General features: G+C 54.2%; 22 protein-coding genes. 14 read left to right on the top strand and 8 right to left on the bottom strand.

Going from position 1 to position 24429, the window contains the following annotated elements; translation table 11 throughout:
- Positions 1–9: 9 nt before the first annotated feature.
- Complete coding sequence (bepA, locus tag HVY19_RS14885) at positions 10–1473, bottom strand: beta-barrel assembly-enhancing protease (protein ID WP_181681316.1); 1464 nt, start codon at positions 1471–1473, stop codon at positions 10–12.
- Between the two features lie 222 nt (positions 1474–1695).
- Here bepA and HVY19_RS14880 point away from each other — a divergent pair, with 222 nt between their 5' ends.
- From HVY19_RS14880 to iadA, 4 genes are all read left to right on the top strand, one after another.
- On the top strand, positions 1696–2760 hold the full coding sequence (locus HVY19_RS14880; protein WP_181681315.1) for an AI-2E family transporter: 1065 nt from the start codon (positions 1696–1698) through the stop codon (positions 2758–2760).
- A 166-nt stretch (positions 2761–2926) separates the two neighbouring features.
- On the top strand, positions 2927–3586 hold the full coding sequence (locus HVY19_RS14875) for a nucleoside recognition domain-containing protein (RefSeq protein WP_181681314.1): 660 nt from the start codon (positions 2927–2929) through the stop codon (positions 3584–3586).
- Between the two features lies 1 nt (position 3587).
- Positions 3588–4049, top strand: coding sequence for a YjiG family protein (locus tag HVY19_RS14870; RefSeq protein WP_181681313.1), 462 nt, complete (start codon positions 3588–3590; stop codon positions 4047–4049).
- An 11-nt stretch (positions 4050–4060) separates the two neighbouring features.
- Positions 4061–5224, top strand: a complete 1164-nt coding sequence (iadA, locus tag HVY19_RS14865; protein ID WP_181681312.1) for a beta-aspartyl-peptidase — start codon at positions 4061–4063, stop codon at positions 5222–5224.
- An 89-nt stretch (positions 5225–5313) separates the two neighbouring features.
- On the opposite strand, the gene bcp is transcribed toward iadA, so the two are convergent.
- Complete coding sequence (gene bcp / locus HVY19_RS14860; protein WP_181681311.1) at positions 5314–5784, bottom strand: thioredoxin-dependent thiol peroxidase; 471 nt, start codon at positions 5782–5784, stop codon at positions 5314–5316.
- Positions 5784–6356, bottom strand: a complete 573-nt coding sequence (locus tag HVY19_RS14855; RefSeq protein WP_181681310.1) for a glycine cleavage system transcriptional repressor — start codon at positions 6354–6356, stop codon at positions 5784–5786. Before HVY19_RS14855 ends, bcp begins: the two co-directional genes overlap by 1 nt.
- Before the next feature lie 145 nt (positions 6357–6501).
- On the opposite strand from HVY19_RS14855, the gene dapA reads away from it, so the two are divergent.
- The 6 genes from dapA to ypfH all read left to right on the top strand — a co-directional run bounded on the left by dapA (position 6502) and on the right by ypfH (position 13032).
- A complete protein-coding gene (dapA, locus tag HVY19_RS14850) occupies positions 6502–7380 on the top strand; it encodes a 4-hydroxy-tetrahydrodipicolinate synthase (protein ID WP_181681309.1) in 879 nt (292 codons plus the stop codon).
- 16 nt (positions 7381–7396) lie between these two features.
- Positions 7397–8431: an outer membrane protein assembly factor BamC gene (bamC, locus tag HVY19_RS14845; protein ID WP_181681308.1), complete on the top strand. Its 1035-nt coding sequence runs from the start codon at positions 7397–7399 to the stop codon at positions 8429–8431.
- 111 nt (positions 8432–8542) lie between these two features.
- Entirely contained in the window at positions 8543–9256 is a 714-nt protein-coding gene (gene purC / locus HVY19_RS14840) for a phosphoribosylaminoimidazolesuccinocarboxamide synthase (RefSeq protein WP_181681307.1), read from the top strand.
- Positions 9257–9381: 125 nt separating this feature from the next.
- A complete protein-coding gene (locus HVY19_RS14835; RefSeq protein WP_181681306.1) occupies positions 9382–10248 on the top strand; it encodes a neutral zinc metallopeptidase in 867 nt (288 codons plus the stop codon).
- 14 nt (positions 10249–10262) lie between these two features.
- Positions 10263–12251 carry a GNAT family N-acetyltransferase gene (locus HVY19_RS14830; protein ID WP_181681305.1) on the top strand — a complete coding sequence of 663 codons (1989 nt, stop codon included), beginning with the start codon at positions 10263–10265 and terminating at the stop codon, positions 12249–12251.
- A gap of 85 nt (positions 12252–12336) precedes the next feature.
- On the top strand, positions 12337–13032 hold the full coding sequence (gene ypfH / locus HVY19_RS14825) for an esterase (protein ID WP_181681304.1): 696 nt from the start codon (positions 12337–12339) through the stop codon (positions 13030–13032).
- Between the two features lie 48 nt (positions 13033–13080).
- On the opposite strand, the gene HVY19_RS14820 is transcribed toward ypfH, so the two are convergent.
- The 3 genes from HVY19_RS14820 to HVY19_RS14810 are packed head-to-tail and all read right to left on the bottom strand — an operon-like array spanning position 13081 to position 14796.
- On the bottom strand, positions 13081–13281 hold the full coding sequence (locus HVY19_RS14820; RefSeq protein WP_181681303.1) for a YpfN family protein: 201 nt from the start codon (positions 13279–13281) through the stop codon (positions 13081–13083).
- A gap of 27 nt (positions 13282–13308) precedes the next feature.
- Complete coding sequence (gene dapE, locus HVY19_RS14815; protein WP_181681302.1) at positions 13309–14436, bottom strand: succinyl-diaminopimelate desuccinylase; 1128 nt, start codon at positions 14434–14436, stop codon at positions 13309–13311.
- Positions 14437–14439: 3 nt separating this feature from the next.
- Positions 14440–14796 carry an ArsC family reductase gene (locus HVY19_RS14810; RefSeq protein ID WP_181681301.1) on the bottom strand — a complete coding sequence of 119 codons (357 nt, stop codon included), beginning with the start codon at positions 14794–14796 and terminating at the stop codon, positions 14440–14442.
- Between the two features lie 390 nt (positions 14797–15186).
- Here HVY19_RS14810 and ypfM point away from each other — a divergent pair, with 390 nt between their 5' ends.
- The gene (gene ypfM / locus HVY19_RS14805; protein ID WP_001386977.1) at positions 15187–15246 is read left to right on the top strand and encodes a protein YpfM; all 60 of its coding nucleotides are present in this window, start codon (positions 15187–15189) and stop codon (positions 15244–15246) included.
- A gap of 91 nt (positions 15247–15337) precedes the next feature.
- Here the strand turns inward: ypfM and acrD are convergent, their stop codons facing one another.
- Complete coding sequence (gene acrD / locus HVY19_RS14800; RefSeq protein WP_181681300.1) at positions 15338–18451, bottom strand: multidrug efflux RND transporter permease AcrD; 3114 nt, start codon at positions 18449–18451, stop codon at positions 15338–15340.
- Positions 18452–18622: 171 nt separating this feature from the next.
- Positions 18623–20323 carry a nitrate/nitrite two-component system sensor histidine kinase NarQ gene (gene narQ, locus HVY19_RS14795; RefSeq protein ID WP_181681299.1) on the bottom strand — a complete coding sequence of 567 codons (1701 nt, stop codon included), beginning with the start codon at positions 20321–20323 and terminating at the stop codon, positions 18623–18625.
- Positions 20324–20534: 211 nt separating this feature from the next.
- On the opposite strand from narQ, the gene aegA reads away from it, so the two are divergent.
- The 3 genes from aegA to HVY19_RS14780 all read left to right on the top strand — a co-directional run bounded on the left by aegA (position 20535) and on the right by HVY19_RS14780 (position 24382).
- Entirely contained in the window at positions 20535–22496 is a 1962-nt protein-coding gene (gene aegA / locus HVY19_RS14790; protein WP_181681298.1) for a formate-dependent uric acid utilization protein AegA, read from the top strand.
- 145 nt (positions 22497–22641) lie between these two features.
- Positions 22642–23217: a GDP-mannose pyrophosphatase NudK gene (gene nudK, locus HVY19_RS14785; RefSeq protein ID WP_181681297.1), complete on the top strand. Its 576-nt coding sequence runs from the start codon at positions 22642–22644 to the stop codon at positions 23215–23217.
- 124 nt (positions 23218–23341) lie between these two features.
- The gene (locus tag HVY19_RS14780) at positions 23342–24382 is read left to right on the top strand and encodes a DUF1176 domain-containing protein (RefSeq protein WP_181684294.1); all 1041 of its coding nucleotides are present in this window, start codon (positions 23342–23344) and stop codon (positions 24380–24382) included.
- Positions 24383–24429 lie beyond the last annotated feature (47 nt).

Genomic DNA, 24429 nt, shown 5'->3' with positions numbered 1-24429 from the left:
GAATCCTGGTTACATTTTAGTGTACGGCTTAAAGCGTTCCTGCAACTGACGCAACTGGTCGATACGCGCATCGTACCGCGCCTGCTGTTGGCTCCCCAGTTTAGCCTGCGCACTGGCGCTGCTCAGCATTGAGATAGCCTGATCGAGGCGACCGGCCAGCGCGTAGCCTTCAGCACGAGCGGCCAGCTCCTGATCGCGATTATTCAGTGCAGCTTCCGTTTGTGCCAGTAAATCCCAACCGTTGCCGTCGTCTTTATTATTAAACGTATAGCGATTGAGGATCGTCGCGGCTTCTCCTGGCTGGTTAGCCTGAAGCAGGGCATTGGCAAGGTTAAGTTGCAGGACGGGGTTTACGCGCAGATCGCGGGCTTTTTTCAGTCGGGCAATCGCGTCGCTGGTTTTCTTTTGTCCGAGGTCGATATCTGTCGCCAGGTCAAGATACCAGGCGTTGTCAGGTTCCGCAGCCAACAGCGGTTGCAGCGTTTTTCGCGCCTCATCATATTTGCTGGCTTCCATGGCCTGGAGCGCCCGGCCATATTGTGCAGCGCGCTGCTGACGCACGTTGCCTTTTGCCCACTCATCCAGCAGGTCACCGGTCAACTGATTACGTCCGGAATTGTACATTCCCAGCGTTCGCGCTTTTGCCATATAAAAATCTTCCGATGACTGCACCACCACCGGACGCATCTGGTTAGCACGGTTGCGAGTATCCGAAAGGCGGCTTTCCGGAAGCGGGTGAGTCAGCAGAATTTCAGGCGGTCGGGAGGAGTAACGCGCCTGATCGAGCAGTTTTTCCAGAAACGTCGGCATAGCCTGAGGATCAAACCCAGAGCGTTGTAAAACCTGAATGCCGATACGATCCGCTTCCTGCTCGTTTTGCTGAGTGAAGCTGATCATCCCCTGACGGGTTCCCGCCAGCGTACCGGTCAGTGCTGCCATTCCCGCCTGAGGACTGGCCATCGCGAGGAGGATCGAACCTAATGCGCCCACCCAGGTCAACGGCGCATTCCGCTTTTGATCTTCCATAGCGCGAGCAAGGTGACGTTGGGTGACGTGGGAAATTTCGTGCGCCATAACTGAGGCGAGTTGGCTTTCGTTATCTGAATAACGAAACAGCGCTGAATGCAGGACGACATTTCCGCCAAAAAAGGCAAAGGCGTTGATTTCGTCGTTATTAATCAAAAAGAAATGAAAAGGGGTTTTGACGGAATCCGCATGGGATACCAGGCGCATTCCTAAGGTGTTTATGTACTGAACAAGGAGCGGATCGTTAATCAACGGCGCGCTGCCGCGCAGCTGGCGCACATAGTAATCTCCCATCTGCATTTCCTGGCCGATGGAAAGCGTACTTGCTGCCGAGGTTCCCATGTCCGGCAAAGTGTCCGCCGTATCGGCGAACGCGGGAGCTACCTGACCGAGCGTCAGCGTAGCGATGAGGGTAGCAACCAGGTTTTTCTTGAACTGCCTGAACATAACCTCTGTCCTGTTTTCTTTAAGATAGTCATTTGACCGATGCCGGGCAGTATTGTTCCCGTTCCGCCAGCAATGGCAGTGTAACGGTGAATTCAGACAATGAATACCCCGAACAAATGGCTTTTCAGTTTCCCGAAACAGCAATAAAAAGCGAAGTCTTTTTTGTGACATTTCGATACAATTCGGGATCGCAATCCCGCTATTGAGCTTTGGGAAGGTTTTATGCTCGAAATGTTGATGCAATGGTATCGCCGTCGCTTTAGTGACCCCGAGGCGATTGCTTTGCTGGTCATTCTGGTTGCCGGTTTTGGCATTCTTTTCTTTTTTAGCGGATTACTGGCGCCGCTGCTGGTTGCCATTGTGCTGGCTTATCTGCTGGAATGGCCGACGATGCGGCTTGAAGCCATTGGCTGTTCCCGCCGCTGGGCAACGTCCATTGTGCTGATTGTATTTGTGGGCATTTTGCTGCTCATGGCCTTTGTAGTCATGCCGGTTGCGTGGCAGCAGGGGATCTACCTGATTCGCGATATGCCCGGCATGCTCAATAAACTGTCTGATTTTGCCGCCACCTTGCCGCGTCGTTATCCTGCATTAATGGATGCAGGCATTATCGATGCCATGGCGGAAAACATGCGCTCCCGAATGCTGACCATGGGCGATTCGGTCGTCAAATATTCACTGGCCTCTCTGGTTGGATTACTGACGCTGGCGGTTTATCTGGTACTCGTTCCCCTGATGGTCTTTTTCCTTGTCAAAGACAAAGAGCAGATGTTGAATGCGGTGCGCCGGATTTTACCCCGTAACCGGGGGCTGGCGGGGCAGGTCTGGAAAGAGATGAATCAGCAGATCACCAACTACATCCGGGGAAAAGTTCTCGAGATGGTGGTGGTCGGTGTTGCGACCTGGTTGGGCTTCCTGCTGTTCGGGCTGAACTACTCGTTACTGCTGGCGGTGCTGGTGGGGTTTTCTGTGCTTATTCCGTACATCGGCGCGTTTGTCGTAACCATTCCGGTCGTGTGCGTTGCGCTGTTCCAGTTTGGTCTGGGTACCGAGTTCTGGAGCTGCTTTGCGGTCTATTTGATTATCCAGGCGCTGGACGGCAACCTGCTGGTACCGGTCCTGTTTTCTGAAGCCGTTAACCTGCATCCGTTAGTCATCATCCTTTCCGTGGTTATTTTTGGCGGTCTGTGGGGATTCTGGGGCGTTTTCTTTGCTATCCCGCTGGCAACGTTGATAAAAGCCGTGGTTCACGCCTGGCCAGATGGTCAGGTGGTTGACGAGGTTTAAGCAGGTTCATCCGGTGGCATTCTGTCACCGGATTGCGCATTTTTCTCCTTCCCTAAATGTTTTCCGAATATGGCGACCGAGTGTCGTTTTTCTCTGTTTTTGTCTTTAACTTGGCCGACGTGATGAATTTCTATCACCTAAGGAAAAGACCAACAGGAGAACAACAATGGGTCACAACATACACACGCAACAAAAGGTCGGATGGGGCGGGTATCTCGCTTTTTTCATGACTATTATTTTCTTTTCAGGCATGTTTGCAAAAAGCACCGAATGGTGGCGCGTATTTGATTTTACCGTGCTCAACGGTGCCTTTGGGCAGATCAACGCGGCGGGAGAATCGGCAGTGTCGTTTCGCGGCGCGGGGGGCTCCGGGGCGAAGGATGGTTTTCTGTTTGCTCTGGAACTGGCGCCTTCAGTGATTTTGTCGCTGGGGATCATCTCCGTGACGGAAGGGTTAGGCGGATTACGCGCCGCGCAGCAACTGATGACGCCCATCCTCCGCCCCCTACTCGGTATTCCTGGCATCTGTTCTCTGGCGCTGATTGCTAACGTGCAAAATACCGACGCGGCGGCGGGCATGACCAAAGAGCTGGCGGAGGAGGGCACTATTTCTGAACAGGAACGCGCCATTTTTGCCTGTTGGCAAACCAGCGGCAGCGCTTGTATCACCAACTACTTTTCCTCCGGTGCAGCCCTGTTTACGACGATTACAGTTCCGGTGATCACGCCACTGGCGGTGATACTGGTATTCAAATTTCTTGGTGCGAACCTGCTAAGGCTGTGGATTTCGCAACTGGAAAATCGTCGTTTGCAGCAGGAGGCCTGATATGACCACGCAAGTACGCAAAAACGTTATGGACCTGTTTATCGACGGGGCGCGACGCGGTTTTACTATTGCCACGACCAGCTTGTTACCTAACGTGATCATGGCTTTTGTGATTATTCAGGCACTGAAAGTCACGGGGCTACTGGATATTGTTGGCCGGGTGTTTGAACCCGTGATGGCGTTGTGGGGGTTACCGGGTGAGTCGGCAACCGTACTGCTGGCGGCGGTCATGAGCATGGGCGGCGGCGTTGGGGTTTGTGCCAGCCTGGTTATTGCCGGTTCGCTTTCTGGTCATGATGCGACCGTCCTGCTGCCCGCTATCTATCTGATGGGTAATCCGGTACAAAATGTGGGACGCTGTCTGGGGACGGCGGGCGTTCATCCGCGTTACTATCCACATATTATTACCGTGTGCGTCATTAATGCGCTGCTCTCTCTGTGGGTTATGCAACTTATTGTTTAACAAGGAAGGTTATGAACTGTTCAATTCTGAATCTCACGCTATTTCAGCACGGTCGCGTCTACGCGCCTGAAGACCTTGGGCGACAGGATATCCTCATCGCCGGAAGCAAAATTGTGGCTATTGCGCCGTCTATTGCGCCGGGAGATTTCCCGGGGTGCCAGTGTGTCGATCTTGACGGCGCAGTTGTCTGTCCGGGCTTTATCGATCAGCACGTTCATCTGATTGGCGGTGGCGGTGAGGCGGGCCCGCATACCCGAACGCCTGAAGTTCGCTTATCACGTCTGGTGGAGGCGGGTATCACGTCAGTGGTGGGGCTGCTGGGTACCGATGGCGTTACCCGCCATCCTGAATCCCTGTTGGCGAAAACCCGTGCTCTGGAGACCGAAGGGATCAGCGCCTGGATGTTAACCGGTGCCTATTCGCTTCCGTCACCCACGATCACTGACAGCATCGAACGTGATGTCGCCTTAATTGATAAAATCATTGGGGTAAAGTGCGCAATTTCTGACCATCGATCTTCTGCGCCGCAGGCGGCTGCGCTGGCAAACATGGCTGCACAGTCACGCGTGGGCGGCCTGTTAGGACAAAAGCCGGGCATCAGCGTGTTTCATATGGGAAGCAGTCCACGCATGCTGGAGCCACTGTACGAAATCCTGGCGCACTCGGATGTACCAATCACTAAACTACTGCCCACTCACGTCAATCGCGCTGAGCCGTTGTTCCATGCGGCGCTGGAATACGCGCTCGACGGCGGCTACATCGATATCACCAGCAGCATTGATGAACCGATCGATCCGGCCACGGCAATTATGACCGCGCTGGCGAGCGAGGTTCCGCTGTCGCGCCTTACGCTGAGTTCGGACGGCAACGGCAGTCAGCCGAAGTTTGATGAACGGGGGAACCTGACGGGAATTGGCGTGGCGGGATTTGAGTCACTGGCAGAAACGCTTCGCCAGTTGGTTCAACAACACCATTTACCACTGGCGCAGGCGCTATGTCCGTTGACTCGCACGGTGGCTGAATTTTTAGGGCTTGAACATAAAGGTCGTCTGGCCGTGGGCTGTGATGCCGATCTTCTGGTACTCAATGAAGCGCTGGAAGTGAACCATCTGTGGGCGAAAGGCAAAATGGTGGTACGGGACGGGAAAGCGTGCGTGAAAGGGACGTTTGAGTAAATCCTGTTTTGCCAGAGTGTAATGCATAAGCGCCTTATCCGGCCTACTCGTTACGGTAGGCCGGATAAGCGTAAATCGGTAGCGCTACATCAGGCGTTAGCCTGCAACCAGTTCAGCACCACATCATGGTGATTACTGGTTTTGAAGTCATCGAAGACGTGCTCAACTTTGCCGTCAGCATCAATCAGGAAACTGATGCGGTGAATGCCGTCATAGGTTTTCCCCATAAAGGATTTTTCACCCCAAACGCCAAACTGTTCGCAAACCTGGTGATCCTCATCGGATAGCAGGGTAAAGTTCAACAACTCTTTTTCGGCGAATCGGGACAGTTTTTCCGGTTTGTCGGTGCTGATACCCAGCACGTCTACTCCCGCTTTTTTTAACTCATCCATGTTATCGCGAAGACCGCAGGCCTGAACGGTACAGCCGGGTGTCATGGCTTTCGGATAGAAATAGACCAGAACACGCTGTCCCTGGAAGTCGGTTAAATTTACTTGTTCTCCGTCTTGATCGGGCAAGCTAAATTTCGGTGCGATGTCACCGGCTTTCAGTGGATTCATTACTTAACTCCATCCTGTTCATCATGTTGTGAATAATTAACAACGTTAATACTGCCTTGCGCATTGAGTTCTGTACATAGGGCTTTGAAGGCTTGTTCAATATTTACCGAATCGTTCAGCCCCGGACTGTGGGCGGTAATCTGAATATGTAATTGTGAAGCTCTTTCATTTTCAGCAGGTTGCGTACGAGAAACCAGCTCCGCGATATTCATCTGATGATTGTCGAAAAGGGCAGTAAATCGTTCAATTAAATGTGGGGAATCCGGCACATCTACCTGAACCCATACCGTCGCAGGCATTGGCAGACGCGGACGGGCAGTGGTGCGCTTCATCACAATCAGTAAATCCAGCTCTGCGCCTTTTAGCGGCAACGTTGATTCGATCAGCGTAATGGCATTCCATGTACCTGACAACAACATGATAAACGTAAATTCATCCCCCAGCATGGCCAGGCGGCTGTCTTCGATGTTACAGCCACAACTGCTCACGTGGCGGGTGATCGTGTTCACAATTCCAGGGCGATCGGCACCCAGCGCAGTAATAACCAGGTAATGTTGTGATGACAGTGTCAAACCTGTTCTTCCTTAGAGAGGTGGGTTAATCATAAGGAAAGCATAAAAAAAACCGGCATACAACAATCAGAACGGCTCTGTTCGCTTGCTTTTATTGTCGTACCAAACGTACCATTGAGAAACTTGTTTGCACAGAGGATGGCCCATGTTCACGGGAAGTATTGTCGCGCTTATCACACCGATGGATGAAAAAGGTAATGTCTGCCGGTCAAGCCTGAAAAAACTGATTGATTATCATGTCGCCAGCGGCACATCGGCGATCGTTTCTGTGGGGACCACCGGCGAGTCTGCCACGCTGAGCCATGATGAACATGGCGACGTAGTGATGATGACCGTAGAGCTGGCCGACGGACGCATTCCGGTGATCGCCGGAACAGGCGCGAACGCAACCGCAGAAGCCATTAGCCTGACGCAGCGTTTTAATAACAGCGGTATTGTGGGTTGCCTGACGGTCACGCCTTACTACAACCGCCCGACCCAGGAAGGCCTGTTCCAGCATTTTAAAGCCATCTCCGAACATACTGACCTGCCGCAAATTCTGTATAACGTGCCATCCCGCACGGGTTGCGATATGCTGCCGGAAACCGTTGGCCGTTTAGCGGAATTAAAAAATATTGTCGCGATTAAAGAGGCCACAGGGAACTTAAGTCGAGTTCACCAGATCAAAGAGCTGGTTTCAGACGATTTTGTGCTGTTGAGCGGTGACGATGCGACCACGCTGGACTTTATGCAACTGGGTGGTCATGGCGTCATTTCCGTAACGTCAAACGTTGCTGCGCGTGAAATGGCTGAAATGTGCAAACTGGCGGCAGAAGGGCGATTTGCCGAAGCGCGGGTGATTAACCAGCGCCTGATGCCGTTACACAACAAACTGTTTGTCGAACCCAATCCAATCCCAGTGAAATGGGCATGTAAGGAGTTGGGCCTGGTGGCGACCGATACGCTGCGTCTGCCGATGACGCCGATCACGAACAGTGCTCGGGATATTGTCAAAGCGGCGCTTAAGCATGCCGGTCTGCTGTAAAGTTTAGGGAGATTTGATGGCTTACTCAGTACAAAAGTCGCGCCTGGCCAGGGTTGCGGGTGTTTCGCTTGTTTTGCTGCTCGCAGCCTGTAGCTCAGATTCGCGCTACAAGCGCCAGGTGAGCGGTGATGAATCCTATCTGGATGCCGCACCGCTTGCTGAACTCCATGCTCCAGCAGGAATGATTCTGCCGGTGACTTCGGGCGACTATAACATCCCGGTAACCAACGGCAGCGGTGCCGTGGGCAAAGCACTGGATATTCGTCCGCCAGCACAGCCGCTGGCGCTGGTGACCGGTGCGCGTACCCAGTTTGCGGGTGATACTGCCACGCTGCTGGTGGAAAACGGGCGTGGTAACACATTATGGCCGCAGGTCGTCAGCATCATTCAGTCGAAGAACTATGCGATTGAAAAACGTGATGATGCCAGCCAGACGCTGACAACCGGTTGGGTTGACTGGAACCGTCTGGATGAAGACGAACAGTACCGTGGTCGTTATCAAATCTCGGTAAAACCGCAGGGTTATCAGCAAGCGGTGCAGGTGAAACTGGTGAATCTTGAGCAGGCGGGCAAGCCGGTTGCGGATGCCGCTTCACTGCAGCGTTACAGCACTGAGATGATGAACGTTATCTCTGCGGGTCTTGATAAGTCCGCGACTGACGCCACCAACGCAGCGCAGAACCGCTCAGCCGCGACCATGGATGTACAAAGTGCCGCTGATGATACCGGTTTACCGATGCTGGTGGTGCGTGGTCCGTTTAACGTCGTCTGGCAGCGCCTGCCGGCAGCGCTGGAGAAAGTGGGCATGAAAGTGACCGACAGCACCCGCTCTCAGGGCAGCATGGCGGTCACCTATAAGCCGCTTTCTGATAGCGACTGGCAGGAACTGGGCGCTCGCGACCCGGGCCTGACCTCAGGCGACTACAAACTGCAGGTCGGCGATTTAGATAACCGCAGCAGCATGCAGTTTATCGATCCGAAGGGGCATACCCTAACGCAGAGCCAGAACGACGCGCTGGTAGCCGTCTTCCAGGCAGCGTTTAGCAAGTAAAAATGAAGGGCTGAAGAAATTCAGCCCTTTTTAATTTCGTGCTACGCAAACGTGTGCGTGGCATAATATTTCCCGTTTTGAATACATTGATCACACCCAGGAGTAATGAAGATGCAAAAGCAAGCTGAGTTGTATCGTGGTAAAGCGAAAACCGTTTACAGCACGGAAAACCCGGATCTGTTGGTGCTCGAATTCCGCAATGATACGTCAGCAGGGGATGGCGCGCGCATTGAGCAGTTTGATCGTAAAGGTATGGTGAACAACAAATTCAACCATTTCATCATGACCAAACTGGCCGAGGCGGGTATCCCTACTCAGATGGAGCGACTGCTCTCGGACACCGAATGTCTGGTGAAAAAACTGGATATGGTGCCGGTTGAATGCGTCGTGCGTAACCGTGCGGCAGGCTCGCTGGTCAAGCGTCTGGGTATTGAAGAGGGCATCGAACTGAATCCCCCGCTGTTCGATCTGTTCCTGAAAAACGATGCAATGCACGACCCAATGGTCAATGACTCCTATTGCGAAACCTTCGGCTGGGTGAGCAAAGAGAATCTGGGGCGGATGAAAGAGCTGACCTACAAGGCGAACGACGTGCTGAAAAAGCTGTTTGATGACGCCGGTCTGATCCTCGTCGACTTCAAACTGGAGTTCGGTCTGTATAAAGGCGAAGTGGTGCTCGGCGATGAATTCTCCCCGGATGGTAGCCGCCTGTGGGATAAAGAAACCCTCGACAAGATGGATAAAGACCGTTTCCGCCAGAGCCTGGGTGGTCTGATTGAAGCTTATGAAACCGTGGCGCGTCGTCTGGGCGTGAAGCTGGACTAAGCAACCTTTCGGGCCGGGGAACTCTCTCCGGCTCGCACTCCGCATTCCTGATGTTCTTTCCTATGGTAATCTTGCGCTGAACCGCCTACGATCATCATCATAATGTATATATTGTTGAGGTGTTTATGCGCTGGCAAGGGCGTCGTGAAAGTGACAATGTAGAAGACAGGCGCAACAGCCCGGGCGGCGGCCCTTCGATGGGTGGCCCCGGGATGCGTCTTCCAGGGGGGAAGGGCGGCCTTATTCTGCTGATCGTGGTGCTGGTGGCCGGTTATTATGGCGTGGACTTAACTGGCCTGATGACCGGGCAACCCGTCTCACAGCAGCAGTCTCCGCGTTCCATTAGTCCGAATGAGGACGAAGCAGCAAAATTTACCTCGGTCATTCTGGCAACAACGGAAGATACCTGGGGTCAGCAGTTTGAAAAAATGGGCCGCACATACCAACAGCCGAAACTGGTGATGTACCGTGGCGCGACGCGCACCGGGTGCGGTAACGGGCAATCGGTCATGGGGCCATTTTATTGCCCGGCGGACGGCACCGTTTATATCGATCTCTCCTTCTATGACGACATGAAAAATAAACTGGGCGCGGAAGGCGATTTTGCCCAGGGCTACGTGATTGCGCATGAAGTGGGTCACCATATTCAGAAACTGCTGGGCATCGAACCGAAAGTGCGTCAGCTCCAGCAAAATGCGTCACAGGCAGAAGCTAACCGGCTCTCTGTACGCATGGAACTGCAGGCCGACTGTTTTGCTGGCGTCTGGGGTAACAGTATGCAGCAACAGGGCGTGCTCGAAACCGGAGACGTGGAAGAAGCACTTAATGCCGCTCAGGCCATCGGTGACGATCGTCTGCAACAGCAAAGCCAGGGGCGAGTGGTGCCGGATAGCTTCACCCATGGTACATCAGAACAGCGTTATACCTGGTTCAAGCGTGGTTTCGATAGCGGTAACCCGGCACAATGTAATACCTTTGGCAAAGGTTTCTAAACACTGAGGCAGGGATGTCAGGTAACACTGCGCTAAACGCGTTAACCGCGCAAATGGCCCAGGAAGGCATTCGTTGCCTGCTGGTGTTAAGTGGTGAAGACCACTGGTGCCGTGAGCAGGCGCAGCGGTTTCGCGAATCATTACCCGGCGACTGGCTATGGGTTTCCTCCGCCGCGTCAGAGGGAACGTCACCGGCGCTGCAAACGCTTCTGGGGCGCGAGTTTCGTCATGCCGTTTTCGACGCATCACAGGGGTTCGATGCCGCCGCGTTCGCCGCGTTAAGCGGGACGTTGCGCGCGGGAAGCTGGCTGGTACTCATGACACCGCCCTGGGATGTCTGGCAGAAATGTCCGGATTCGGACTCGCTGCGCTGGAGCGATTGCTCGTCTCCGATCCCTACGCCTCACTTTGTTCACCATCTTCGCCGCATTATTGCGGCAGATCCTCAGACGCTACACTGGCAACAGCATCTGCCGCTTCGTCTGCCTGCGTTCCCTGAACGTTGCCCGTGGCAGGCTGCCACGGGCGAACCGTTACCGGAACAATCCGCCATTCTCCAGCAACTCTTACAGATGCCAACCGGCATCGTTGCGCTGACCGCCGCCCGCGGGCGCGGTAAATCGGCGCTGGCGGGCCAGCTTATTTCTCGCTTCAACGGTACGGCGATCGTCACCGCACCGGCAAAAGCGGCAACGGATGTGCTGGCTCAGTTTGCCGGAGATAAATTCCGCTTTATGGCCCCCGACGCGCTCCTGGATTCGGATACGCAGGCGGACTGGCTGGTCGTGGACGAAGCCGCCGCCATTCCCGCACCGCTTTTGCATCGTCTCGTCGCGCGATTCCCCCGCACGTTGCTAACGACCACCGTACAGGGCTATGAAGGCACAGGGCGCGGCTTTTTACTGAAATTTTGCGCGCGTTTTCCCCATCTGCTGCGTCTTGAGCTTCGGCAACCCGTGCGTTGGGCACAGGGGTGCCCGTTGGAAAAATGGGTCAGCGATGCGCTGGTGTTCGACGATGATAATTTTGCCACCACGCCGCAGGGCGACATCGTAATTTCGCCGTTCGAGCAGGTGCTATGGCAGACGCAACCTGCGGTTCCACTCGCGGTTTACCGGCTGCTTTCCGGGGCGCATTACCGCACTTCACCGCTCGATCTCCGCCGGATGATGGATGCGCCTGGCCAGCATTTTCTTCATGCTGCCTGCGGTTCAGAGATCGCCGGGGCGCTCTGGCTGGTTGATGAGGGGGGGCTCTCCGCTGAACTCAGTCAGGCCGTCTGGGCTGGCTTTCGTCGCCCGCGAGGCAATCTCGTTGCGCAGTCGCTGGCAGCACACGGTGGCGATCCGCTGGCGGCCACGCTGATCGGGCGTCGGGTGAGTCGTATCGCCGTGCATCCCGGTCGACAGCGAGAAGGCATCGGCCAACGGCTTATCTCCCGCGCCCTTGTTGCAAACTGCGATTACCTGTCCGTAAGCTTTGGCTTTACGCCAGAATTGTGGCGCTTCTGGCAGCGCTGCGGCTTCATTCTGGTGCGGATTGGGAATCACAAGGAAGCCAGCAGCGGCTGCTATACCGCGATGGCGATGCGTCCACTGAGTGACGCAGGTAAACGTCTGGCTGAACGTGAGCATTACCGTTTACGACGCGATGCGGACATATTGTCGCAATGGAATGGCGAGGATATTCCGGTACAGTCATTAAAAGCGTCTACCCTTAATGATGATGACTGGCTGGCGCTGGCGGGGTTTGCATTCGCGCATCGTCCATTGCTGACGTCATTAGGTTGTCTCAGTCGTCTGCTTCACCATACGCAACAAACGTTGCCTGCGCTGCATGGGCGTCTGCACGATAAACTCAGTGACGCGCAGCTCTGTGCGATTCTGAGTGTTGCCGGGCGTAAAGCCCTGCTGGCGCTTCAGCGCGAAGAAGCGGCACAGGCATTGTTAATGCTCGATGCTGAGCGTGCGCAGCGGTTACGCGACCGGATTCTGCAAGAGTAATTTTTTCACTAACACCTTCAATTTTCTGGCATGGTCATTACGACTGTGAGGCGTAGAATTAACGACATCAGTTAAGGAGATCGCCATGAAATATGACCATTTTGTCGTTCAAAGTCCGGCTAAACCCGCTCAACAGTTATTACTGTTGTTTCATGGCGTGGGTGACAACCCGGTCGCGATGGGCGAAATCGGCTCCTGGTTTGCCCCTCTATTCCCGGATGCGCTGGTCGTGAGTATCGGCGGCATCGAGCCCTGCGGTCCTGAGGGACGGCAGTGGTTTTCAGTACAAGGGGTGACGGAAGAGAATCGTCAGACGCGGGTAGATGCCATTATGCCAGTATTTGTTGAGACGGTACGTACCTGGCAAAAACAGAGCGGGGTCGGCGCAAATGCAACGGCGCTGATCGGTTTCTCACAGGGGGCGATCATGGCGCTTGAGAGTATCAAAGCCGAGCCGGGTCTGGCTGCAAGGGTGATTGCGTTTAACGGACGCTACGCCAGCCTGCCAGAAACGGCATCAACTGCGACCACCGTCCATTTAATTCATGGCGGAGAGGATCGGGTGATTGAGCTTTCTCATGCAGTTGCCGCGCAGGATGCGCTGATAAACGCGGGTGGCGACGTGACGCTGGATATTGTGGACGATCTCGGTCATGCGATAGACGATCGCAGCATGCAGTTTGCGCTCGATCACCTGCGCTATACCGTACCGAAGCACTACTTTGATGAAGCGCTAAGCGGCGGCACGCCGGGCGATGATGACGTTATAGAGATGATCTAACCCCTATAAACTGGCCGGATGGCGGCTTCGCCTTATCCGGCTTACGTATTATTTCTTCGGCTGGTCTTTTTTCGGCCAGTCGTCATCATCATCCCACTTATCGTTAAAATCACGATGCGGAGGAAGCTCCGGCTTGTTGGCGAGGAATTTCTTATGGTCGACACGCTTGAGATCTTTAATCACATTTAGCAGTACGCCCACCAGAAAAACCAGTACCAGGATCCACCAATACTTAGTTAGCCAGTCCATGCAAATTACCCCTTACCAGCACACGCGTCAGGCGACGAGTTGCTCCATGATACGTTGATACATACGGGCAAGCAGTTGCAGATCGGCGGCATTCACACATTCATTAATTTTATGAATTGTGGCATTCACCGGTCCCAGCTCGACAACCTGCGCGCCCATACGAGCGATAAACCGTCCATCGGACGTACCGCCCGTGGTCAGTAACTGCGGTTTAATTTCATTATAGTGCTCGATGGCGTTGACCACCGCATCAACCAGCTTTCCGCGATCGGTCAGGAAGGGCTGACCGGAAAGCCACCAGTCCACGGTGTAGCGCAACTGATGTTTATCCAGCAGTGCATGCACACGTTGTTTAATCACCTCGTCAGTCAGTTCGGTACTGAAACGGAAGTTAAATTGCACGAAAAGTTCGCCGGGGATGACGTTATTACTGCCGGTGCCTGCCTGAACGTTAGCAATCTGCATACTGGTTGCCGGGAAGAATTCATTGCCCTGATCCCACTCAATGCCCACCAGTTCATTGAGCATCGGCGCGGCGCGATGAACCGGGTTATCGGCCAGATGCGGATAAGCGACGTGCCCCTGCACGCCATGAATGGTCAGATTGCAGGTCAGAGAGCCACGACGACCGTTTTTGACGACATCTCCTACCACCTCGGTGCTGGACGGTTCGCCCACGAGGCAGTAGTCCAGGCGCTCATTGCGCGCCATCAGCGCTTCTACCACCTTCACGGTGCCGTTCTTAGCGCTGGCCTCTTCATCAGAGGTGATCAGAAACGCCAGACGTCCTTTATGGTTAGGGTGTTGAGCAACGAAGCGTTCCGCCGCGACCACCATTGCCGCCAGCGATCCTTTCATATCGGCCGCGCCGCGACCAAACAGCATTCCGTCACGGATCGTCGGCTCGAAAGGTGGGTTGATCCAGCGGTCGGCATCGCCCGCGGGCACCACGTCAGTATGGCCGGCAAAGGCCAGCGTTTCGCCCTGTCCGCGCCATGCCCAAAAATTCTGTGTATCCGCAAAATCCATGCGCTCAACGGTAAACCCTATTGCGCGCAGGCGCTCAATCATCAAAGCCTGACATCCCGCATCATCCGGACTCAGGGAAGGGCGGCGAATAAGCTGCTGTGTCAGCTCAATAACCGGGCACGACATAGACTACACCTCGTCAAAAAACTGCTGATAACTGGATTCACTAAAACCCAGCAGCATAGGCTTACCGGGCGCGCAGAGCAATGGGCGTTTGACGATCGCAGGCATTTCAGTCATTAATGCGGCGGCGGATGCTGCATCAGTGATGGAATTCCGCGTGGCGTCGTCCAGTTTGCGCCAGGTGGTGCCACGCGTGTTCAACAGAGGTTCCCAGCCTAATTCGTTGATAAACGTCTCGAGTAGCGCGTTATCCAGTCCGTCGACCCGGTAATCGTGAAAGCGGTACTCAATGTTCTGCGACTCCAGCCAGCGTCGGGCTTTCTTTATGGTATCGCAATTCTTAATGCCGTAGAGGGTAATCATCTGCATCCTTATTATCTAAAACTGACTATTTAATCATTATTACGGGTAAAATTAATTATTAATTTGTCACTTAATCGTGATCGGAAAATATAACATTGTTGAAGTATTGTGAATAATAATTCCTGTCAGCGATTATTTACTTGCTTAAAGGTAAATTCAGATTTTACCACTTGCATCAGGCTGTTTTTTAATCGAAATTGAACGAGTCGTAGATATTGTATGATTGTTTCAAAATATTGCAGTAAGTCACATAAAATTTATGGGTTCAACGCCATAGTGATGGCATATCTCCCAACACCCCGGAGGAAGTTATCACAGTAATCGGTTTTATTATCTTCACCAGGTGATAGTGGTTTTGTAGAATACCCATAATAAGAAGCAGAGGTAGTTATGATTGAACGTGAACTGGGGAACTGGAAAGATTTTATCGAAGTCATGCTTCGTAAATAAATTTCTGGAAGGGATCCAAATAACAGAACATACCGTGTGAGACTCATCACACAGAGAAGGCGACCCATTAGCAGGTCGCCTTTTTCATGGCTTATTCGGGGCGGGGTTTCAGCGGAAAACGCCGGCGAACCAGCACAAAGAACAATGGTACGAAGTAGATGGCCAGCACCGTTGCCGAGATCATACCGCCCATCACGCCCGTACCGACCGCATGCTGGCTGCCGGAACCTGCACCGTTGCTGATCGCCATCGGCAATACGCCGAAGATAAACGCCAGCGAGGTCATCAGGATCGGACGTAAACGCTGCCGACAGGCATGCAGTGTTGCATCCAGCAGATCGTGTCCTTTTTCGTTCATCTCATTAGCAAATTCGACAATCAGAATCGCGTTTTTCGCTGAGAGGCCAATGACCGTCAATAATCCCACCTGGAAATAAACGTCATTTTCCAGACCGCGCATCCACGTTGCCAACAGCGCACCGATGACCCCCAAAGGCACCACCAGCATTACCGAGAACGGGACCGACCAGCTTTCATACAGCGCCGCCAGACAGAGGAAGACGACCAGCAGGGAAATTGCGTACAACGCCGGAGCCTGTGCGCCGGAGAGTCGTTCCTGGTAGGACATCGCGGTCCACTCCAGGCCGAATCCGACGGGGAGCTGACGAACCAGCGACTCCATCACATCCATTGCCGTACCGGTACTCACGCCCGGTGCGGCTTCCCCAACAATCTCAATGGCGGAGTAGCCGTTATAACGTTCCAGACGCGGTGAGCCGGTTTCCCAGCGAGAGGTGGCGAAGGCCGAGAAAGGCACCATGCCGCCGCTATTATTGCGCACGTACCACAGGTTGATATCGTCTGGCAGCATGCGGTATTTCGCTGCCGCCTGTACGTACACCTTCTTAACGCGGCCACGATCCATAAAGTCATTGACGTAGCTCGACCCCCAGGCCGTCTGCAGCGTATCGTTGATATCGTCAATGGAGACGCCGAGCGCTTGCGCTTTGCGTTGGTCGATATCAATTTGTAATTGCGGGCTGTCATCCAGACCGTTATGCCGCACCCGGGTTAGCGCGCTCTCTTTAGCCGCCAGTTGTATCAGTTGGTCACGCGCTGCCATCAATGCGTCGTGCCCGGCACCTGCGTGATCCTGCAACTCCATATCAAAGCCTGCTGAACTGCCCAGGCCGCTGATTGCCGGCGGACTGCTGGCGAACACGCGCGCTTCGTTGATTTTGCTAAAGGCTTTGGTTGCCCGCTCGATAATGGCAAACGAAGTGCCGGTTTTGGGATCACGCGCGTCCCAGTCTTTCAGGCGAATAAACATACGCGCGACGTTCTGACCATTGCCGCCAGGCCCAGACCCCACCGTGGAGAAGACCGACATGATGTTGTCTTTTTCATGGGTGAAATAGTACTGCTCGACCTTCTGCACCACTTTTAAGGTTTGCTGTTGCGTTGAGCCGCTGGGGAGTTGAATGGAGGTCGTGAACATTCCGCGATCCTCCTGTGGCAGGAAGGAGGTCGGCAAACGCAAGAACAGGAACACCATACCGCCAAGCAACAGCACGTAAATCACCATCCAGCGCAGGCTGCGATGCAAAATGCGGGCAACGCCTTTTTCGTAACGCTCGGCGTTGCGGTTAAAGGAACGGTTAAACCAGCCGAAAAAGCCCGTCTGTCCGTGATGCTCGCCCTTATGCAGCGGTTTAAGCAAGGTGGCGCACAGGGCAGGGGTGAGGATCATTGCCACCAGCACGGACAGCACCATCGCCGCCACGATGGTGATTGAAAACTGGCGATAGATAGCCCCCGTAGTACCGCCGAAAAACGCCATCGGCACAAACACGGCGGAAAGCACCATCGCGATCCCGACCAGCGCCCCCTGAATTTGCCCCATCGATTTTCGCGTAGCTTCGCGTGGCGAAAGCCCTTCTTCGCTCATAACGCGCTCAACGTTCTCCACGACCACAATGGCGTCATCAACCAACAGACCGATAGCGAGCACCATCGCAAACATCGTTAGCGTGTTAATACTGTAGCCAAAGGCGTAAAGCACCGAGAAGGTTCCCATCAGCACGACGGGCACCGCAATGGTGGGGATCAGCGTAGCGCGGAAGTTTTGCAGGAACAGATACATGACGAGGAAAACCAGCGCGATGGCTTCCAGCAGCGTTTTTACCACATCCTCAATCGAGGCTTTAACGAAGGAAGTGGTTTCAAAGGCCACTTTGTATTCCAGCCCATGCGGGAAATACTGCGCCAGCTCATCCAAACGTTCGAGCACCAGCGTCGCCGTTGCCATCTCATTAGCACCGGAAGCCAGTTTGACCCCCAGCCCGGAAGCCGCATGTCCGTTGAAGCGGCTGAGATAGTCATACTTTTCCGCCCCCATTTCGATGGTGGAGACATCCCCCAACTTCACTTCCGAACCATCCTGATTAACGCGCAGCGTAATATTGCGGAACTGTTCAGGCGTTTGCAGCAATGACTGGGCGTTAATGGTGGCGTTCAGCGCCTGGTTATCGATAGACGGTGTTCCGCCAAGTTGCCCCACGGCAACCTGGGCGTTCTGTGATTCAATCGCGTCGGTGACATCTTTCGCCGTCATCTGAAAACTGTTCAGCTTCGCCGGATCCAGCCAGATGCGCATCGAGTACTGGGAACCGTAGGCGTCGATATCCCCAACACCGTTCACGCGGCTTAGCGGATCCTGAATATTACTGGCTACGTAGTCCGCAATATCCTGCTTATCCATTGATCCGTCGGTCGAAACGAAAGCGATAGTCAAAATGTTGGTATCGCCGGTCTTACGCACCGTCACGCCCTGATTCTGCACGGCCTGCGGGAGTTTACGCATTGCCGACTGCAGTTGGTTTTGCACCTGCTGCACGGCTTCATCCGGATCGGTTCCCGCAACAAAGCTGAGCGTGACGGAGGCCTGCCCGGTCCCGCTACTTTGCGACGACATATACATCAGATTATCGAGGCCAGTCATGTTCTGCTCGATAACCTGGGTAACGGTATTCTCCAGGGTTTGTGCGGAGGCCCCCGGATAGTTGGCGTTGATGCGCACGTTGGGCGGCGCGAGATCGGGGTACTGCTCAACGGGCAGGGAAAAAATCGCCAGGGTACCTGTCAGACATAACAGGATAGCCAGCACCCAGGCAAAAATGGGGCGATCGATAAAAAAATTCGCCATCAGAAAGAGGACCTCATTATTCTACGTATCTTTATAGGTATGACTTGCTTCACTGTAATGGGAAGGTACGAACCAAACGTGGAGAAAAAAAGGAGATAATGTAAATTATCATGCCTGATTCCCCCGTTTGTCAGCTTCCTGCGCACTCTCACGCATTTTTCGCGCATCTTGTTACGTTAATGGGCTCTCTTCCTCGTCAGAAGAGCGGAAGCTAATACTCACTAACGTCCCGCCGTCTGAAGGCTGTGAAAAGCTCAATGTGCCGCCAAGGCGTTCAGCACGCTCACGCATAATGTTCAAACCGTAATGCCCGGCGGGCTCGTTGGGCTCACCGATACCCACGCCATTATCACGAATATAGACCGTATGATTGCCGTCCGGCGCGGTCACGCAGCTCACGGCAATTTCACTGGCGTTGGCGTGCTTCATCGCATTGAGCACCGCTTCACGAATAATTTGCAATAAATGCACCTGCATTTGCGCATCCAGCGCCAGCGTCGGTAAGCGGCAATCGAGAGAGAGTTTAGCGGGCGTTTGCCCTTGCAGCGTTTCCAGCATTTCGTGCAGCGCGGAGGGGAGATCCGCCTGCTGCAACGTCAGACGGAAGGTCGTCAGCAGCTCGCGCAGTTGGCGATACGCGTCGTTCAGGGCCCGGGAGAAATCATCCATAATCGTCTGCGCCGGGAGGTTATCTTCCGGGATGGACCGCTTCAGCAGCGTGAGCTGAATGCGCAGATACGAAAGCACCTGCGCGAGGGAGTCATGCAGTTCACGGGCAATCGTGGCGCGTTCTTCCATCAGTAACAACTGCTGGAAATGTTTTTGCGCGTGGTTGAAGTACAAACCGCGCCCGAGCATCGTCGAAACGCTGTTGAGCAGCGGTATGGCGCTGACAGCATGCTGGCTCTGCCAGTGAAGCTCGCCGTAGACCGTTTCCTGCATCGTGACGGGGAGGATTTGCATGGGCAGATCGGGACGTTGTTCGCCTTCGCTAATACGCCAGTTTTCCCCGACGGTGAGTTCGAGATACTGCGCGGCTTCATTGTCGCGCACGATGCGCAAAATATGGCGGAAGCAGTGAACGTCAATCTGGCTGGTATTGAGCGCCTGAGAGCACTGATACAACACCTCCAGTCGGCGCTTAGCTTCATGCAGGTCGCGCGTTTTTTCTTCAACGCTGGCTTCAAGCGAGCGGTACAGCTTGTGCAGTTCGCTCGACATCTGATTAAAAGTTTTTGCCAGTAGACCCAGCTCGTTCGGCAAGTGGGTATCCAGCGGGGGCGAATCAAACTGACCATGTTCTATGCGCTGACTGGCCATGACCAGTTGGTTCAGTGGACGCACCACCTGATGGCGAATGCGACGTAGGGTGAAAAAGACAAGGGTAAAAATGCCGATGCCGCCTGCCAGAGAAATGCCTACCACCAGCATTACTTTGCGTTCGGCATAGTGCTGTAGCGCCAGGACGAACAGATCGATCTTGTCGACATAGGCATTAATGTGGGTCTGATACCACTCAAGATCGCCGCTGATTAGGCGTTGGTTCATCTCCAGCCAGTTTGCATGCAGTTGCCCATAGTGGCTTTTCACCGTTTGCGGAACATACCAGGCATTCAGATTGCTGAGTGCCGGGGAGTTCAGCGCCTGCTGGAAGAGCAGGCGATGGGCGTTCAACTGTGGGCTATTACTTTGAAGATCGTAACCCAGACGGTAGCTCTGCATACGCAAAGACCCCGCCACGTTTATGGCTTCGGCATCGCGTAAGCTGCTAGTCAACGTGAGTAAAGCCACGCCGGTCGAGAGAATCGACAACAGGACGATGTAAAAAAAGGCCCGGGCCAGGCTGGCCGAGACGGGGCGTTTGACGATCACTCGCGTGATTTCCTTTTACAGTGCTTACGGTGAAGTCACTCTCAAGTTTTTGAAACACAATTTCACTTGAGCTGAAATAAATTGATCTGCCACAGGTTCTGTAGAAATAGTTGTGCTTCCTGGGCAAATGAACATTGCCGACGCCCTTCTTCGTCGGGTAATAACACTCTTATAAAGAATAAGGTTTTTACAACCAAAAAAGAAGGTCGTCATGAATCGTTTTATTATGGCCAACAGCCAGCAATGTCTGGGTTGCCATGCCTGTGAAGTCGCCTGCGTTATGGCTCACAACAATGAGCAGCATGTGTTGAGTCAACGCCATTATCAGCCACGAATTACGGTGGTAAAGCATTTACATCAGCGCAGCGCGGTGACCTGCCACCACTGCGAAGATGCCCCTTGTGCCCGAAGCTGTCCGAACGGGGCAATACGCCACGTCAACGATAGTGTACAGGTCAATCAGCAAAAATGTATCGGCTGTAAATCCTGTGTGGTGGCCTGTCCGTTTGGCACCATGCAGATTGTCCTGACGCCCGTCGCGCAGGATCGGGTTAAAGCCACGGCGCATAAATGCGATCTTTGTCATGGGCGAGAGAATGGGCCGGCCTGTGTGGAAAACTGCCCGGCTGACGCGCTCAGTCTGGTGACAGAGTCGTCGCTAACTGGGTTAGCGAAGGCCAGGCGTTTGCGCACCGCACGTCAGGAGAATCAGCCGTGGCACGGGGAAGCAGTCATACAGGCACCGCGCACACGGAGTAAAATTGAACAAATGCACGCGACTCCGGCGCGCGGTGAAGCGGATAAGCTCGCTATAGACGCGCGCAAAGCCAGCTTTGATGAAATCTATCTGCCGTTTACGCCTTCCCAGGCAGAACAGGAAGCGTCGCGCTGTCTGAAATGTGGCGAGCACAGCATTTGCGAATGGACCTGCCCGTTGCATAACCACATTCCGCAGTGGATTGAACTGGTGAAGGCCGGAGATATCGATGCGGCGGTGGAGCTTTCGCATCAGACCAACTGCCTGCCGGAGATCACCGGGCGCGTCTGTCCGCAGGACCGACTTTGCGAAGGCGCCTGCACCGTCCGCGACGAGTACGGTGCGGTGACCATCGGCAATATCGAGCGCTTTATTTCAGACCAGGCGCTTGGCAAAGGCTGGCGGCCAGATCTCAGCCACGTGCAGAAGGTCGACAAACGTGTCGCCATTATTGGCGCAGGACCGGCGGGGCTGGCCTGTGCGGATGTGCTTGCCCGTCATGGGGTGAGCGCCACCGTTTTTGACCGTCATCCGGAAATCGGCGGATTACTGACCTTTGGTATCCCGGCATTCAAACTGGATAAATCCCTGCTGGCGCGCCGTCGGGAAATCTTCAGCGCGATGGGCATTCATTTTGAGCTGAACTGCGAAGTGGGCCGAGACGTAAAAATGGAAGCGCTTTTACAGGATTATGATGCGGTTTTTGTTGGCGTCGGCACCTACCGTTCCATGAAAGCTGACCTGCCCAATGAAGATGCGCCAGGCGTTTACGACGCGCTGCCGTTTTTGATCGCCAATACTAAACAGGTCATGGGGCTGGAGGAACTGGCAGAGCAGCCGTATATCGATACCGCAGGGCTGAACGTGGTGGTACTGGGCGGCGGCGATACGGCGATGGACTGCGTACGCACCGCGTTGCGACATGGCGCAAGCAAGGTGACCTGCGCCTACCGTCGCGATGAAGCCAATATGCCGGGTTCGAAGAAAGAGGTAAAAAATGCCCGCGAAGAGGGGGCAAACTTCGAATTCAACGTTCAGCCGGTGGATCTGGCGCTGAATGATGAGGGACGCGTCTGCGGCGTTCGCTTTCTGCGTACCCAGCTTGGCGAGCCGGATCCACAGGGACGTCGCCGACCGGTTCCCATCGCAGGGAGCGAATTTGTGATGTCGGCAGATGCCGTCATTATGGCGTTTGGCTTCCACCCGCACGGTATGCCGTGGCTGGAGACACACGGGGTTAAGGTGGATAGCTGGGGGCGCATCGCGGCAGACGTCGAGAGCCGATACCGCTATCAAACCAGCAACCCGAAGATATTCGCAGGCGGTGATGCGGTACGCGGGGCGGATCTCGTGGTCACGGCGATGGCGGAAGGGCGTCATGCCGCGCAGGGGATAATTGACTGGCTCAATGCCTGATGACGCTTTGCTTATCCGGTCTACATCACCCGTAGGCCGGATAAGGCGCGAGCGTCGCCATCCGGCATATTTCGGCCTAATCCCACGCTGACAAACTCGATTTCAGGGCATAGTATTGTTCCTCTTCTTACGCTGTGGAGCCGGTATGTCGCAAAAAATCACCCTCATCAAAGACAACGTCCTTTCCGACAACTATTTCATCCTGCGCAACATTACTTACGATCTCACGCGCACGAACGGCGAAGTTATCCGTCATAAACGAGAAGTGTACGATCGCGGTAATGGTGCCACTATCCTGCTTTACAACTCAGAGAAAAAGACGGTGGTACTGGTTCGCCAGTTCCGGGTCGCTACCTGGGTAAATGGTAATGAAAGCGGCCAACTGATTGAAACCTGCGCCGGATTGCTGGACAACGACGAACCGGAAGCCTGCATCCGCAAAGAAGCTATCGAAGAGACGGGATATGAAGTTGGTGCAGTGCGTAAACTTTTTGAGCTGTATATGTCCCCTGGTGGTGTGACCGAGCTTATCCACTTTTTTATCGCTGAATACAGCGACAGCCAGCGTGCTAACGTGGGCGGTGGTGTGGAAGATGAAGATATCGAGGTACTGGAATTACCGTTTAGTCAGGCGCTGGAGATGATTAAAACCGGAGAGATACGAGACGGTAAGACCGTGTTATTGCTCAACTATTTACAATCCTCGCATTTAATGGATTGATATTTAAAGAGTAATTATCTTTACAGTTTCTTTACGCTATCCGATAAATCCGATTGAGCATGGCCCACAGCACAACGAAGATACGCGGGTGTTGTTCCTGTGAATGTTGGGGTTATTTCCGTCCATGCGCTATCGCGTTTTTTTACTTTTCCTGCTCGGCCTGTTGCCGATACGGCTTCTGTGGGCGGCTCCGGCGCAACAGGCATTTTCCGACTGGCAAGTAACCTGTAATAACCAAAACTTCTGTGTCGCACGAAATACCGGCGAGCATCACGGGCTGGTGATGACCCTGAGTCGCAGCGCCGGGGCGCATACCGATGCTGTTTTACGTATTGATTTAGATGGCTTTACCCCTCCCACCGGCGAGGCTGACATAGCCCCGCGCCTGCTGCTTGACGGTCAGCCACTGACGCTGACCGGTGAACGCTGGAAGATCACGCCGTGGCATTTGATGACTGATGATGCCAAAACCATCACTGAATTTATTCAGCAGGTCCAGGAAGGAAAGGCAATCACACTGAAAAAAGGTCACCAGGTCATTTCGCTGGCAGGGCTGAAAGCCGCGTTGCTGTTTATCGACGCACAACAAAAGCGCAAAGGGAGCGAAACCGCGTGGATCGAAAAAGGCGATGAGCCGCCGCTCAGCGTTCCACCTGCACCGGCACTGAAAGGGGTGGCGGTGGTGAATCCGACGCCGACCCCGCTCTCACGGGAAGAACGCAACGACCTTCTTGATTACGGTAACTGGCGGATGAATGGCATTCGCTGTTCACTTGACCCTTTGCGTCGTGAAGTCCGGGTTTTTGCCCTCACTGATGATAAAGCCCTGATGCTAATTTCTTGCGAAGCCGGCGCGTACAACACGATCGATCTCGCCTGGATTGTCTCGCGTAAAAAACCGTTGGCCTCCCATGCCGTTCGGCTACGCCTGCCGTTTAACAACGGTGCGGAAAGCAATGATATGGAGCTAATGAACGCCGTATTTGACGAAAAGACGCGGGAGTTAATCACGCTGGCAAAAGGGCGGGGGCTAACGGACTGTGGGATCACGACCCGCTGGCGTTTTGATGGTCAGCGTTTTCGTCTGGTGCGATATGCCGAAGAGCCGAGCTGCGACGGCTGGCATGGGCCAGATGCCTGGCCCACCTTATGGATTACGCGCTAAGCCGTTGCCGGATAGCGGCTTCGCCTTATCCGGCCTACAGGAAGCGC

Source organism: Citrobacter sp. RHB25-C09 (genome assembly GCF_013836145.1).
Taxonomy (GTDB): domain Bacteria; phylum Pseudomonadota; class Gammaproteobacteria; order Enterobacterales; family Enterobacteriaceae; genus Citrobacter_A.
The sequence above is the reverse complement of the archived record's forward strand: the minus strand, read 5'-3'. Positions and strand labels throughout refer to the sequence as shown.